A 13,281-nucleotide genomic window follows, 5' to 3' on the forward strand; every position below is an offset into this window, starting at 1 on the left:
GCCCTCCGCATGAAGCAAATCACCGCCATCATCAAACCCTTCAAGCTGGACGAGGTGCGCGAGTCCCTGGCCGAGGTGGGTGCATCGGGCCTGACCGTCACCGAGGTGAAGGGCTTTGGCCGTCAGAAGGGCCATACCGAGCTGTATCGCGGCGCCGAGTATGTGGTGGACTTCCTGCCCAAGGTCAAGGTCGAGGTGGTGGTCAAGGACGAGGATGTGGAGCGCTGCATCGATGCCATCCTCAAGGCCGCCAAGACCGGCAAGATCGGCGACGGCAAGATCTTCGTCACCCCGGTGGAGCAGGTGGTGCGCATACGCACCGGCGAGACCGATGAAGAGGCCGTCTAAGCCGCCGGCTTGCTCGGCTCAGTAAAAAAGCCCGCGACGGCAACGGCGCGGGCTTTGTTCATTCGGGCGAACAGGGAGTTATTTCTTCGTCGGCAATTGGGTCACCAACTGAGTGCCGCAGATCACATCGTGCAGGAATTGTTTCTGCGGCTGGATCAGGGTCAGCAAGACGTAGGCAAGCACGCCCACGGTGAGGCAGCCAAAGATGGCGGCGGGGCTGTGCAGGTCCAGCAGCCAGGCACTCAGCAGGGCGGGCATGAACCACAGCCAGCTGAGGGCATAACGGGCCAGCGCGCGGGCTTGCGTCAGCGGCCGCCCCTGGCGGTCCAGCACCCGGATATGCCAGGCCTTCATCGCCACCGTTTGGCCGCTACGCGACCAGAACCAGGCGAAGTAAATGCCCAGCACGGCGAATAAAAAGGCCTGCAAGGCATGCTGCCCTTGCAGGGCATGGCGCTGCTGGGTCAGGGCCGAGAAGAAGTAGCCAGCCACAAACACCACACCGAACAAGACCACCCCCTCATACACAAAGGCGGCCATGCGGCGCGACAGCCCTGGCCGCTCAAAGCTTGCGGCCACCTGGTTCTCGCTTGCACTCATGGCTGTGGCTTGGGGGGCGTCTGCGGCTTCTTGGGCAGCAAGGTCTTGCTGTCCACCAGGCTGGGGTCGGCAAAGACCTTGGTCTGACCGGCTTGCTGGTGGGCGGGGGGCAGATTGCGCGTCTGATTGATCAGCACGGTGCTGGCGCCGGATTTGGCCTGCACCACCGAGGGCGCAACCGATTTGCCCAGGGCCGCCTTGGGCGCGGTCGGCACACGGTTGGACTTGGCTTGCACGCCGTTGACATCCAAGCCCGGTGCAGGCAACTCGACGGCCTTGCGGGCTTGTTTTTTCTGGGCCTTCTCGGCCAGGGCCTGGCGTTCTTCCGGGCTGAGGGCCTGGTAGGCCTCCCACTTGGCCTGACGCTCGTCCGGCTTGACCTGCTGGGCCACCTGAAAGCCCACGCGGGCACGCTGCCGTTCCGCCGGGCTCAGGTTGGCCCATTCCCGCATGCGTTCTTGCAGGCGGGCCTGCTCCGCCGCGGGCAGGCTGGCGTAGCGAGCCGCCACTTCCAGCCATTTGCCCTTGCGGAACTCGTCCAGCTTGTCCCAGTCTTTTTCAAGCGGGGCCAGGGCGGTTTTCTGCGCGGCGTTCAGCCCCTGCCAATTGGGTGGCGGCAGCAGCGGGGTAGCCGCATGCGGCAGGCCTGCCGTGGGCGCCAGGGGTTTAACGGCGGCTGGGGCAGGGCGAGGCAAGGGGCTGCTGGCTGGCGCTTCGAGGGCCAGGGGCTGGGCCGTGGCGGAAGCCGCGACCGAGGCAGGCTCCTGTGCGGCTTGGGCCAGAACCAGGCCGTGGCAAAGCAAACAGCTCAGCGCCAGGGCGCCGAGCTGCAAGCTTGTTTTCTTGGAGTATGGGCTCGGAACAAGAGCTGCCGAGTCAGGAGCCGGGAAACGTTCGCGCATTCAAGACCCGTCGCTGTGTTGCTCTTCGCTGAGGAATTCCGAGAAGCCGGGGTCGCTGTAGGCGGACGGCGGCAGATGGTCGGACAGCAGGGCGGTGTCGATCTCGGCGGAGGCATTGATCTGCTGGTACCACTGGGTGTGCTGAATCAGGAACAGGCCCAGCACCAGCATCAGCAAGGGCAGCAGGGAGGCGAATTTGAGCCAGCGCGGCGAGCCCTCGCTACCGCCCTGGCCTCCGCCCAGCGCCAAGGTGGCGCCCGTCTGCAGCACCGGGGTGCTGGGGGCCAACTGAACTTGGGCGGCGCGCGCCGTCTTGGCCCTCAGCAGGGCTTGTTCGCGGGCGAAGCGCAGGCGCTCCGAGATGTCGTGCGGCAGGGTTTCATTGCGCTCGCTTAAGTCCGCCGCCACGCGCAGGCCAAAGCGCGTCATGCGGGTTTCGAGTTCCTGCGAAAAATGAGAAGAGTGGCTTGTTGTGCTCATAGTGTGATCCCCTTGGCCTTCAGCGATTTTGCCAATGAATGGGTGGCACGGGAGCAATGCGTTTTGACGCTGCCTTCCGAACATCCCATGACGGTGGCTGTCTCCGCGACATCCAGCTCCTCCCAGTAACGCAGCAGAAAGGCTTCGCGTTGACGCTCCGGCAATTCGGCCACTTCCGCCTCGATGGCTTGCAAGATCTGCACCCGCGAAACCTCGTCGGCGGCGCTGAGGGCGCCGAGCGCGCCTTCCTGGCCTTCCAGCATTTGCAGCAGGTCGAAATCGCTGTCGGGGTCGTTGGACTCGAAGTCCGACATGTTCTGCATCACCGCCGTTCTGACCTTTTTGCGGCGGAACCAGTCCATGGTTGCGTTGGACAAGATGCGTTGAAACAACAGCGGCAACTCGGCCGCCGGGCGGTCGAAATATTTTTCGGCCAGCTTGATCATGGCGTCCTGGACGATGTCCAGCGCACCGTCGTCATCGCGCACGAGATAGGCGGTGCGCTTGAATGCACGCCGGTCGACGCTCTTCAGAAAGTCGTTGAGTTCTTTGTCGGTGGCCAAGGATGAAGCGGGGGAGCCCGGGGCTGGAAATTGGTGCGCGGAGTATCGCATTGCGTGGCCTGTGCGCTGCACGACCCATGCTCGCGGGGGCTGGCTTGTGCAAACTCCGTGCATAATGTTGCTTCGCACAATGAAGTTACTGGTCTCAAGCTGGCTGCCCGACCCGGGTGCCATGTTTTTTGATTGCGCAGGTTCCGAGTCCACCTCACAAGGGTGCGAGAAGGGACACCGATGGTTTTTCGTTAGAGAAATTCACAAAGGTTTTATATGGATTTGCATAGCGCGGAAGTCAAGCGTGCCCCTGCGGCACATTCGCATTCCTCCCAATCTACGTCAACGTCTTCCGAGCTGAACGGCTCCGAGGCGCTGGTTCGCTGCCTGCAAGCCGAGGGTGTCAAATACCTCTGGGGCTATCCAGGCGGCGCAGTGCTCTACATCTATGACGCACTGTTTAAACAAGAAACCATCCAGCACGTGCTCGTGCGCCATGAGCAGGCCGCTGTTCATGCGGCCGATGGCTATGCCCGCGCCACCGGCGATGTGGGCGTGGCCCTTGTGACCTCGGGCCCTGGGGTGACCAATGCCATCACCGGCATCGCCACCGCCTATATGGATTCCATCCCCATGGTGATCGTGACCGGCCAAGTGCCCACGCCCGCCATCGGCCTGGATGCTTTCCAGGAGTGCGACACCGTCGGCATCACCCGTCCCATCGTCAAGCACAACTTCCTGGTCAAGGACGTGCGCGATCTGGCCATGACGATGAAGAAGGCCTTTCACATCGCTCGTACCGGCCGCCCCGGCCCGGTGGTGGTGGACATCCCCAAGGATGTCTCCATGGCCAAGCTGCCCGGTTTCAGCTATCCGCAGCATGTGGAGATGCGCAGTTACAACCCGGTGCGCAAAGGCCATTCGGGCCAGATCCGCAAGGCCGTGCAACTGCTGTTGCAGGCCAAACGCCCGTACATCTATTCGGGTGGCGGCGTCATCCTGGGCGAGGCCTGTGCCGAACTGCGCGAGCTGAGCGCATTGCTGGGCTATCCCATCACCAACACCTTGATGGGCCTGGGCGCTACGCCCGCCAGCGATCCAAAGTTCCTGGGCATGCTGGGCATGCACGGCACTTTTGAAGCCAATATGACCATGCAGAACTGCGATGTTCTGCTGGCCGTGGGTGCGCGCTTCGATGACCGGGTGATAGGCAACCCGGCGCACTTCGCCTCGGTGGATCGCAAGATCATCCATGTGGACATCGACCCTTCGTCGATCTCCAAGCGGGTGCGGGTGGACATCCCCATCGTCGGTGACGTCAAGGACGTGCTGCAGGAATTGATCTTCCAGGTCAAGGAAGCGCAGGCCAAGCCCGATGCTCAGGCCATCAACACCTGGTGGAGTCAGATCAATGAATGGCGCCGCAAGGACTGCCTGGTCTACAAGCCCTCCACCGACGTCATCAAGCCGCAGATGGTGGTCGAGACCCTGTGCCGCCTGACCCAGGATCGCGACACCTATATCACCTCCGATGTGGGTCAACACCAGATGTGGGCGGCGCAGTACTACCGCTTCGAGCAGCCGCGCCGCTGGATCAACTCCGGCGGCCTGGGCACCATGGGTGTGGGCCTGCCCTATGCCATGGGCATCAAGCTGGCCAAGCCGCAGTCCGATGTGTTCTGCGTGACGGGCGAAGGCTCCATCCAGATGTGTATCCAGGAGCTGTCCACCTGCCAGCAGTACAAGACGCCGGTCAAGATCGTCGCCTTGAACAACCGCTATCTGGGCATGGTGCGGCAGTGGCAGGAGCTGGACTACGGCGGCCGCTATTCCCATAGCTATATGGAAGCGCTGCCCGACTTCGTCAAGCTGGCCGAGGCCTACGGCCATGTGGGCCTGCTGGTGACGCGGCCCGAGGATGTGGAGGGCGCTTTGAAAGAGGCCATCCGCCTGAAGGACCGCACGGTCTTTCTGGACATCCGCACCGATCCGACCGAGAACGTCTGGCCCATGGTCCAGGCGGGCAAGGGCATTTCGGAAATGCGATTGGGGTCCGAAGACCTCTGAGTCTGGGTCAGTGGGGCCGGGGCGTTCGCGTTACCGCGCGGCGTCGGTGGCTCCACCAGCCAGGTGACGAGTTCGGACAAGCCCTGTCATTCATCCATCGAAGAGCGTGGCCAAGAGCCGGTGGTTACCGCTGCCGGCTTGAAGAGCGCGAAGGACGACACCCCTCATGAAACACATCATTGCATTGCTGATCGAGAACGAGCCGGGCGCGCTGTCGCGTGTGGTGGCCTTGTTCTCTGCCCGCGGCTACAACATCGAGAGCCTGACGGTGGCGCCCACCGAAGACGCTTCGCTGTCCCGCATGACCATCGTCACCACCGGTTCCGACGAGGTGATCGAGCAGATCACCAAGCACCTGAACCGCCTGATCGAGGTGGTCAAGGTGGTGGACCTGACCGAAGGCAATTTCACCGAGCGCGAGCTGATGCTGATCAAGGTCCGCGCCGTCGGCAAGGAGCGCGAGGAGATGAAGCGCACCGCCGACATCTTCCGCGGCCGCATCATCGACGTGACCGAGAAGACCTACACCATCGAGTTGACCGGTGATTCATCCAAGCTGGATGCCTTCATCGACTCCATCGACCGCGCCTCGATTCTGGAAACGGTGCGTACCGGCTCCAGCGGCATCGGTCGTGGCGAGCGCATCCTGCGCGTCTGAGCATATTTTTTTACCCAACACCCAAGCATTTTCCCTGGAGATCGACATGAACGTTTTTTACGACAAGGACGCTGACCTGAGCCTGATCAAGGGCAAGAACGTCACCATCATCGGCTACGGCTCACAAGGCCATGCCCACGCACAAAACCTGAACGATAGCGGCGTCAAGGTCACCGTCGGCCTGCGCCGTAACGGTGCCTCCTGGGCCAAGGCCGAGAACGCCGGTCTCAAGGTCGCCGAGATCGCCGACGCGGTCAAGGCCGCCGACGTGGTCATGATCCTGCTGCCCGACGAGCAGATCGCCGAGGTCTACAAGAACGAGGTCGAGCCCAATATCAAGCAAGGTGCTTCGCTGGCCTTCGCCCACGGCTTCAATGTGCATTACGGCCAGGTCACGCCGCGCGCCGATCTGGACGTCTGGATGGTCGCCCCCAAGGCCCCCGGCCATACCGTGCGCGGCACCTATACGCAAGGTGGCGGCGTGCCCCACCTGATCGCCGTCTACGCCGACAAGACCGGTAAGGCCCGTGATCTGGCCCTGAGCTATGCCTCGGCCAATGGCGGTGGCAAGGCCGGCATCATCGAGACCAATTTCCGTGAAGAGACCGAGACCGATCTGTTCGGCGAGCAGGCCGTGCTGTGCGGCGGTGCCGTCGAGCTGATCAAGGCCGGTTTCGAGACCCTGACCGAAGCCGGTTACGCGCCCGAAATGGCTTACTTCGAGTGCTTGCACGAGCTGAAGCTGATCGTCGATCTGATTTATGAGGGCGGTATCGCCAATATGAATTACTCGATCTCCAATAACGCCGAGTACGGTGAGTATGTGACCGGCCCGCGCGTCGTCACCGAGGCCACCAAGGACGCCATGCGCCAGTGCCTGAAGGACATCCAGACCGGCGAGTACGCCAAGAGCTTCATCCTGGAAAACAAGGCCGGCGCCCCGACCCTGCTGAGCCGCCGCCGCCTGACCGCCGAGCACCCGATCGAGCAAGTCGGTGAGAAGCTGCGCGCCATGATGCCCTGGATCAAGGCCAACAAGCTGGTCGATCGTTCGAAGAACTGATTACCGAGCAAAGCCTCTAAAGCCGCGTGCGCTCACGAGCCCACGCGGCTTTTTTGTGCCTGCCCCTGTTGTATCCTTGCGCCCCATGATTGATCCCAAAAACAAGCTCCGGGCCGACGGGCCGGAAGAAGATGATGAGGGCGTGCAGGGCCAGCCCCGTCCGCGCCGCAAAGGCATTTATGTGCTGCCCAATGCCATCACGCTGGCGGCACTGTTCTCGGGCTTTTACGCCATCGTGATGGCCATGAATGGCCGTTTCGAGGTGGCTTGCATCGCCATCTTCTGCGCCGCCGTGCTGGACAGCCTGGATGGCCGCGTGGCCCGCATGACCAATGCGCAAAGCGCGTTTGGCGAGCAGATGGACAGCCTCTCCGATATGGTCAGCTTTGGTGCCGCGCCGGCCCTGATCGTCTATATCTGGGCCTTCAAGGACATGGGCAAGCTGGGCTGGATCCCGTCCTTCGTCTATATCGCGGGCGCGGCGCTGCGCCTGGCCCGCTTCAACGTCAATATCGGCGTGGTCGACAAGCGCTTCTTCCAGGGCCTGCCCAGCCCGGCGGCGGCGGCCGTGGTCATCGGCATGATCTGGGCTTTTGATGATGCCGGCTTCAAGCAGGTGACCCAGCTGCCCTGGGTGGTGTGGACGGCCTTCGGCCTGACCCTGTTCGCCGGCCTGTCCATGGTGACCAATGCTCCGTTCTACAGCTTCAAGGTCGTGGGTGCGCGCCGCACCGTGCCCTTTGTCGTGCTGGTCGCGATTGCTCTGGCCATTGTGCTGATCAGCCAGAACCCGCCGCTGGGCCTGTTCGCCATCTTCTGTGCCTATGGGCTGTCGGGTTATGTCATCTATGCCTGGCGCAAGGCCAAGGGCCGGCCGGTCAGCATGATTGCCACTTCAACGGATGAGCCCGATGAAAAGGGTTTGCACCATTGAGGCCTGGGCCTCACGTGCTATATTGCGTGCCATGAATTTCCTGCGCGTGCCCGCTCTACTACTAGGATCCCAACGGGTTCCTTGATCGCGCACGTCCATCCAAACGTTGAGATCTCGTCGGCCCGTATGCAAGCAGCAGCGGGCCGTTTTTGTTTCTACCTTTGACCTGTTGCTTGCGAATTCACCTCACCTGGAAACTGACCATGTTGAAGCAAGCACAGACCAAGTACCGCGCCTTCCCCCCCGTCGCCCTGGCCAATCGGACCTGGCCCGATGTCCAGCTGACTCGCGCGCCGCAATGGCTCAGCACCGATCTGCGCGACGGCAACCAGGCCTTGATCGAACCCATGGACCCGCAGCGCAAGCTGCGCATGTTCCAGATGCTGGTGAAGATTGGCTTCAAGGAAATCGAGGTGGGCTTCCCCTCGGCCTCGCAGGCGGACTTTGACTTTGTGCGCCTGCTGATCGAGCAAGACCACATCCCCGCCGATGTCAGCATCCAGGTGCTGACCCAGGCCCGCCAGCCCCTGATCGCCCGCACCTTTGAGTCGCTGCGGGGCGCACGGCGCGTCATCGTCCATCTCTACAACGCCGTCGCGCCGGTGATGCGCCGGGTGGTGCTGGGCCTGGACGAGGACCAGATCGTCGATCTGGCCGTCACCCACACCCGCATGGTGCGCGAGTTGGCGGCCCAGCAGCCGGCCACCGAGTTCCTGTTCCAGTATTCGCCGGAGATGTTCTCGGGCACCGAGCTGGCTTTCTCCAAGCGCGTGGTCGATGCCGTCACCGAGGCCTGGGGAGCTAACGCGCAGCGCAAGTGCATCATCAACCTGCCCGCCACGGTCGAGCATTCCACCCCGAATATCTTTGCCGATATGGTCGAGTGGATGGACCGGCATCTGGCGCGGCGCGAGGCCATCGTGCTGTCGGTCCATCCGCACAACGATCGCGGCACCGGCACGGCGGCGGGGGAGTTCGCCCTGATGGCTGGGGCCGATCGCATCGAGGGCTGCTTGTTCGGCAATGGCGAGCGCACCGGCAATGTGGACCTGGTCAATATCGCCCTCAATCTCTACACCCAGGGCGTGGACCCGGAGCTGGATTTCTCCGACATCGACGAGGTGCGCCGCTGCGTCGAGCATTGCAATCAGCTGACCGTGCATCCGCGCCACCCCTATGTGGGCGATTTGGTCTACACCTCCTTCTCGGGCTCGCACCAGGATGCGATCAAAAAGGCTTTTGCCGCCCGCAAGGAGGGCGAGATCTGGGACATGCCCTATCTGCCCATCGACCCCAAGGACCTGGGCCGCAGCTATGACGCGGTGATACGCGTCAACAGTCAGTCGGGCAAGGGCGGCATTGCCTATCTGCTGGAGGCCGAGTACGGGGTGGAGCTGCCGCGTCGCCTGCAGATCGAGTTCAGCCAGGTCGTGCAGGCGGTGATGGACGATGCGGGCAAGGAATTGTCGGCCGCCGACCTGTGGCGCATTTTCGAAGGCGAGTACGGTCTGGCCGAGGCTGAGGCCGCCGCCAGCCTGCAGCAGACCGTGCTGACGGACGCCGCCGCAGGCCAGGTGGCTCTGCGGGCCCAGGCCCTGATCGGCCAGAGCCGCCTGGACCTGCAAGGCCAGGGCAGTGGCCCCATCGACGCTTTTGTCGACGGCCTGAACCGCCAGCTGCCCGTCGGCCTGCGGGTGCTGGACTATCACGAGCATGCCATCGGCAGCGGGGCCAATGCGCGGGCCGTGGCCTATCTGGAGCTGCGCATCGCCGAGAGCCAGACCCTGTTCGGCGTCGGCATCGATGCGAACATCGTCAATGCCTCGCTCAAGGCCATCGTCTCCGGCCTGAACCGTGCCGCCCGGCAGGGCCGTCTGCCCCAGCGCTCCGAGCCGGTGGCGTCGATCTGAAGCATTAGCCAAGCCAGCCCTCGTCAAGATTTCAAGGAAAGCCCCTCCCCATGAGCCAGCAACTGATTATTTTCGACACCACCTTGCGCGACGGCGAACAAAGCCCCGGCGCCTCCATGACCAAGGACGAGAAGCTGCGCATCGCGCGCCAGCTGGAGCGGCTCAAGGTCGATGTGATCGAGGCCGGCTTTGCGGCCTCCAGCAATGGCGACTTCGAGGCGGTCAAAGCGATTGCCGATGCGATCCGCGACAGCACCGTCTGCTCGCTGGCGCGCGCCAACGACCGCGATATCGCCCGCGCCGCCGAGGCCTTGAAGGGCGCGGCCCGTTCGCGCATCCACACCTTCATCGCCACCAGCGAGCTGCATATGGAGAAGAAGCTGCGCATGACGCGCGAGCAGGTGCTGGAGCAGGCCATCCAGGCCGTGCGCTTCGCCCGCAATCTGAGCGATGACATCGAGTTCTCGCCCGAGGATGGCTATCGCTCCGACCCCGAGTTCCTGGCTCGGGTGGTGGAGGCGGTGATCAAGGAAGGTGCGCGCACCATCAACATCCCCGACACCGTGGGCTATGCCATTCCCGAGCTTTACGGCAACTTCATCAAGAGCTTGCGCGAGCGCGTGCCCAATTCCGACCAGGCCATCTGGTCGGTGCACTGCCACAACGATCTGGGCATGGCCGTGGCCAACTCCCTGGCCGGGGTGCAGATCGGCGGTGCGCGCCAGGTCGAGTGCACCATCAACGGCCTGGGCGAGCGGGCCGGCAACTGCTCGCTGGAAGAGGTGGTGATGGCGATCAAGACGCGCCGCGACTACTTCGGCCTGGACATCAATATCGACGCCAAGCAGATCGTCGCCGCCTCCAAGCTGGTGTCACAGACCACCGGCTTCGTGATCCAGCCCAATAAGGCCGTGGTGGGGGCTAACGCCTTCGCCCATGCCTCCGGCATCCATCAGGACGGCGTGCTGAAGGCGCGCGACACCTACGAGATCATGCGCGCCGAAGACGTGGGCTGGAGCGCCAACAAGATCGTGCTGGGCAAGCTGAGCGGCCGCAATGCCTTCAAGCAGCGCCTGCAAGAGCTGGGCATCACGCTGGAATCCGAGGCCGAGGTCAACGCCGCCTTCGTCCGCTTCAAGGATCTGGCTGACCGCAAGAACGAGATCTTTGACGAAGACATCATCGCCCTGGTGATGGACGAGTCCGTCACCGCCGAGCATGAGCATTTCCGCCTGGTGGCCCTGGCCCAGCGCTCCGAAATGGGCGAGCGTCCGCAGGCCCATGTGGTGTTTGCCGCCGGTGAGGTGGAGCACAGCACGCATAGCGAGGGCAATGGCCCGGTGGACGCGGTGCTGCGGGCGATCGAGTCGGCCGCCCAAAGTGGCGCCGAGATGCTGCTCTATTCGGTCAATGCCATCACCAGCGGCAGCACAGAATCGCAGGGCGAAGTGACGGTTCGCCTGCAGCATGCGGGGCGTGTGGTCAATGGCGTGGGGGCCGATCCCGACATCGTCGTGGCCTCGGCCAAGGCTTATCTGAGCGCGCTCAACAAGCTGCATAGCAAGACCGAGCGAGTCGCGGCCCAGGGTTGAGCAGGCCTTGTCCCGGTCCAGGCTTGCGGAGCCTGTGTAGGCGAAATGGCAAAAATGCGCGTTGAAGTTTGCCGGGCTAGGGTTTCTACGTCCTGCTTGATACGAAGCTCCGCTTTAAAAGCGGGGCCTAAGCTTTTGATCTTGCCTGTGTTTTTCCTATCCCCTAAACTAAGCGCCAGACCTTGGGACCGGATTGAAGATGATTAAATCAATGTTGTCACGCACCTTGCTGTGCGCCGCTTTGGTGGCGACAGGCTTGGCCCTGCCTGCGCAGGCCGCGTCAAACACACGGGCCAAGGCAAGCTCTGCCAAACAAAGCGTCCAGAAAAGCGCCCAGAAAGCACCGGTCAAAAAAGCCCGTGCGGGCAAGCAGAATGTGGCGGCCACCAAGTCTTCGCGCAGCGTTCGCAAGGTGGCCGCGGTTGCCGCAGCGGCGACGGTGGTGGCGGCCAAGCCCACTTATGGCCAGCTCTACGGCTTGCACGCGGTCGAAGATCCGCTGGATCTGAAGTCCAGCGTGGCCCTGGTCATGGACCAGGAAACCAATGAGGTCTTGTTCTCCAAGAATCCCTCGGCCGTCCTGCCCATTGCCTCCATCACCAAGCTGATGACGGCCCTGGTGGTGGTGGACGCCGGCCAGTCCATGGACGAGAAGCTGAGCATCACGGACGAGGACATCGATTCCGAGAAGGGCACCCGTTCGCGCCTGGTCGTTGGCACGACGCTGACCCGTGGCGAGATGATGCATCTGGCCCTGATGTCGTCCGAGAACCGCGCCGCCAACGCCATGGGTCGCAACTATCCCGGCGGCTTGCCGGCCTTTGTGGCCGCGATGAACCAGAAAGCCCAGTCCCTGGGCATGACGGATACCTTCTACGTCGAGCCCACCGGCCTGTCCAGCCGCAACCAGTCCAGCGCCAAGGATTTGGCCGCCCTGGTCAAGGTGGCGCATGAAGTGCCCCTGCTGCGTGAGCTGTCCACTTCGCGTGAGTACCAGGTCGCCCTGGGTCGCCGCCAGGTCGCCTTCCACAGCACCAATGGCTTGCTGAACAACCCGGGCTGGGATATCGGCCTGCAAAAAACCGGCTTCATCAACGAGGCGGGTCGTTGCCTGGTGATGCAGGCGCGCATGGCGGGCCGCAAGCTGATCATGGTGTTCCTGGACTCCACTGGCAAATACTCGCGTCTCGGTGACGCCGAGCGGGTGCGCAAGTGGATCATCAGCAATCCGGCCGAGCTGAATCATCCCAAGCTCAAGACCAATGGCTGATCACGTTGACTCAATAAAAAAACGCGCTCATCAAGCGCGTTTTTTTATGCCGCTTGCAGCGCTCGAACTCAGCCGCCGCGGTAACCCAGCTCGGCCGAGATCTGCGCCGCTGTTTCCTTCAGGCGCGCCAGCCAGGACTCTTCCAGGCGATCGGCCGGGGCCGAGATGGACAGGCCGGCGATCAGCTTGGCCTGATCGTCGTAGATGCCGGCGGCCATGCAGCGCACGCCCAGTTCCAGCTCCTCGTCATCGCGCGCCACGCCGCGCTGGCGCACCAGGGCCATCTCGCGCTCCAGGGCAACGATATCGGTCAGGCTGTTGCGGGTGTGGCCGGCCAGGCCGGTGCGGGTGGCATAGCTGCGCACGCGCAAGGGGTCGTCGCTGGCCAGAAAGAGCTTGCCCACCGAGGTCAGGTGCAGGGGGGCGCGGCCACCCACGGCGCGCACCACCTGCATGCCCGAGCGTTCGCTGTAAGTGCGCTCGATGTAGACGATCTCATCGCCCTGGCGCACCGAGAGATTGACCGGCTGGTGGGTGAATTTGTGCAGCTCGCGCATCGGGCCTATGGCGGCATCACGCACGTCCAGGCGCGCCTTGACCAGATTGCCCAGCTCCAGCATGCGCATGCCCAGGCGGTAGCTGCCGGCTTCGGGCCGGTCGACAAAGCGGCCTATGGCCAGGTCGTTGAGAATGCGGTGCGCGGTGGAAGGGTGCAGGCCCGTGCTGGCGCTGATCTCCTTCAGGGACACCGGATCTTGATGACTGGCCAACACATCCAAGAGCGAAAACATGCGTTCCAGCACCTGGATGGCTGGCGCCTTATCCTCTTTGCTTTTCATGCAGACATTGTGCGGGAGTTTGATTTGTTTTGTATTGCGAAAACCGCATCCGCGCCTCGATATG

The 13,281-nt window shown here is 63.1% G+C and carries 13 protein-coding genes; 8 read left to right on the top strand and 5 right to left on the bottom strand.

Annotated features, from left to right (window positions below; translation table 11 throughout):
* Nucleotides 1-9: 9 nt before the first annotated feature.
* A complete protein-coding gene (locus HNP55_RS10155; RefSeq protein WP_124452671.1) occupies nucleotides 10-348 on the top strand; it encodes a P-II family nitrogen regulator in 339 nt (112 codons plus the stop codon).
* A 78-nt stretch (nucleotides 349-426) separates the two neighbouring features.
* Here HNP55_RS10155 and HNP55_RS10160 read toward each other — a convergent pair whose 3' ends face one another.
* The 4 genes from HNP55_RS10160 to HNP55_RS10175 all read right to left on the bottom strand — a co-directional run bounded on the left by HNP55_RS10160 (nucleotide 427) and on the right by HNP55_RS10175 (nucleotide 2,893).
* Nucleotides 427-948: an RDD family protein gene (locus HNP55_RS10160; RefSeq protein WP_184298894.1), complete on the bottom strand. Its 522-nt coding sequence runs from the start codon at nucleotides 946-948 to the stop codon at nucleotides 427-429.
* Nucleotides 945-1,781, bottom strand: coding sequence for a DUF3106 domain-containing protein (locus HNP55_RS10165; RefSeq protein WP_184298896.1), 837 nt, complete (start codon nucleotides 1,779-1,781; stop codon nucleotides 945-947). Before HNP55_RS10165 ends, HNP55_RS10160 begins: the two co-directional genes overlap by 4 nt.
* A gap of 69 nt (nucleotides 1,782-1,850) precedes the next feature.
* Nucleotides 1,851-2,330, bottom strand: coding sequence for a DUF3619 family protein (locus tag HNP55_RS10170; protein WP_246448339.1), 480 nt, complete (start codon nucleotides 2,328-2,330; stop codon nucleotides 1,851-1,853).
* Complete coding sequence (locus tag HNP55_RS10175) at nucleotides 2,327-2,893, bottom strand: RNA polymerase sigma factor (protein ID WP_184298898.1); 567 nt, start codon at nucleotides 2,891-2,893, stop codon at nucleotides 2,327-2,329. Before HNP55_RS10175 ends, HNP55_RS10170 begins: the two co-directional genes overlap by 4 nt.
* Nucleotides 2,894-3,160: 267 nt before the next feature.
* On the opposite strand from HNP55_RS10175, the gene HNP55_RS10180 reads away from it, so the two are divergent.
* The 7 genes from HNP55_RS10180 (at nucleotide 3,161) to pbpG (ending at nucleotide 12,378) form a co-directional block, all read left to right on the top strand.
* Nucleotides 3,161-4,951 carry an acetolactate synthase 3 catalytic subunit gene (locus HNP55_RS10180; RefSeq protein ID WP_184298900.1) on the top strand — a complete coding sequence of 597 codons (1,791 nt, stop codon included), beginning with the start codon at nucleotides 3,161-3,163 and terminating at the stop codon, nucleotides 4,949-4,951.
* A gap of 166 nt (nucleotides 4,952-5,117) precedes the next feature.
* The gene (gene ilvN, locus HNP55_RS10185; RefSeq protein WP_184298902.1) at nucleotides 5,118-5,609 is read left to right on the top strand and encodes an acetolactate synthase small subunit; all 492 of its coding nucleotides are present in this window, start codon (nucleotides 5,118-5,120) and stop codon (nucleotides 5,607-5,609) included.
* A gap of 46 nt (nucleotides 5,610-5,655) precedes the next feature.
* Complete coding sequence (gene ilvC / locus HNP55_RS10190; RefSeq protein WP_184298904.1) at nucleotides 5,656-6,672, top strand: ketol-acid reductoisomerase; 1,017 nt, start codon at nucleotides 5,656-5,658, stop codon at nucleotides 6,670-6,672.
* A gap of 85 nt (nucleotides 6,673-6,757) precedes the next feature.
* A complete protein-coding gene (pssA, locus tag HNP55_RS10195) occupies nucleotides 6,758-7,606 on the top strand; it encodes a CDP-diacylglycerol--serine O-phosphatidyltransferase (RefSeq protein ID WP_184298906.1) in 849 nt (282 codons plus the stop codon).
* A gap of 203 nt (nucleotides 7,607-7,809) precedes the next feature.
* Nucleotides 7,810-9,516, top strand: coding sequence for a 2-isopropylmalate synthase (gene leuA, locus HNP55_RS10200; RefSeq protein WP_184298908.1), 1,707 nt, complete (start codon nucleotides 7,810-7,812; stop codon nucleotides 9,514-9,516).
* Nucleotides 9,517-9,566: 50 nt separating this feature from the next.
* Nucleotides 9,567-11,108 (top strand): 2-isopropylmalate synthase, encoded by a 1,542-nt coding sequence (locus HNP55_RS10205; protein WP_184298910.1) that lies wholly within the window; start codon nucleotides 9,567-9,569, stop codon nucleotides 11,106-11,108.
* Nucleotides 11,109-11,319: 211 nt separating this feature from the next.
* Complete coding sequence (gene pbpG / locus HNP55_RS10210) at nucleotides 11,320-12,378, top strand: D-alanyl-D-alanine endopeptidase (protein ID WP_246448340.1); 1,059 nt, start codon at nucleotides 11,320-11,322, stop codon at nucleotides 12,376-12,378.
* A gap of 68 nt (nucleotides 12,379-12,446) precedes the next feature.
* On the opposite strand, the gene HNP55_RS10215 is transcribed toward pbpG, so the two are convergent.
* Nucleotides 12,447-13,217, bottom strand: coding sequence for an IclR family transcriptional regulator (locus HNP55_RS10215; protein ID WP_184298914.1), 771 nt, complete (start codon nucleotides 13,215-13,217; stop codon nucleotides 12,447-12,449).
* Nucleotides 13,218-13,281 lie beyond the last annotated feature (64 nt).

This window comes from Roseateles oligotrophus (assembly GCF_014204525.1).
Lineage (GTDB): Bacteria > Pseudomonadota > Gammaproteobacteria > Burkholderiales > Burkholderiaceae_C > Paucibacter_A > Paucibacter_A oligotrophus_A.

What these genes read in the sequence shown, in the direction of transcription:
- ilvN (WP_184298902.1), top strand. Translation starts at nt 5,118, where the DNA reads ATGAAACACATCATTGCATTGCTGATCGAGAACGAGCCGGGCGCGCTG.
- HNP55_RS10205 (WP_184298910.1), top strand. Translation starts at nt 9,567, where the DNA reads ATGAGCCAGCAACTGATTATTTTCGACACCACCTTGCGCGACGGCGAA.
- HNP55_RS10160 (WP_184298894.1), bottom strand. Translation starts at nt 948, where the DNA reads ATGAGTGCAAGCGAGAACCAGGTGGCCGCAAGCTTTGAGCGGCCAGGG.
- leuA (WP_184298908.1), top strand. Translation starts at nt 7,810, where the DNA reads ATGTTGAAGCAAGCACAGACCAAGTACCGCGCCTTCCCCCCCGTCGCC.
- ilvC (WP_184298904.1), top strand. Translation starts at nt 5,656, where the DNA reads ATGAACGTTTTTTACGACAAGGACGCTGACCTGAGCCTGATCAAGGGC.
- HNP55_RS10180 (WP_184298900.1), top strand. Translation starts at nt 3,161, where the DNA reads ATGGATTTGCATAGCGCGGAAGTCAAGCGTGCCCCTGCGGCACATTCG.
- pbpG (WP_246448340.1), top strand. Translation starts at nt 11,320, where the DNA reads ATGTTGTCACGCACCTTGCTGTGCGCCGCTTTGGTGGCGACAGGCTTG.
- pssA (WP_184298906.1), top strand. Translation starts at nt 6,758, where the DNA reads ATGATTGATCCCAAAAACAAGCTCCGGGCCGACGGGCCGGAAGAAGAT.
- HNP55_RS10155 (WP_124452671.1), top strand. Translation starts at nt 10, where the DNA reads ATGAAGCAAATCACCGCCATCATCAAACCCTTCAAGCTGGACGAGGTG.
- HNP55_RS10215 (WP_184298914.1), bottom strand. Translation starts at nt 13,217, where the DNA reads ATGAAAAGCAAAGAGGATAAGGCGCCAGCCATCCAGGTGCTGGAACGC.
- HNP55_RS10170 (WP_246448339.1), bottom strand. Translation starts at nt 2,330, where the DNA reads ATGAGCACAACAAGCCACTCTTCTCATTTTTCGCAGGAACTCGAAACC.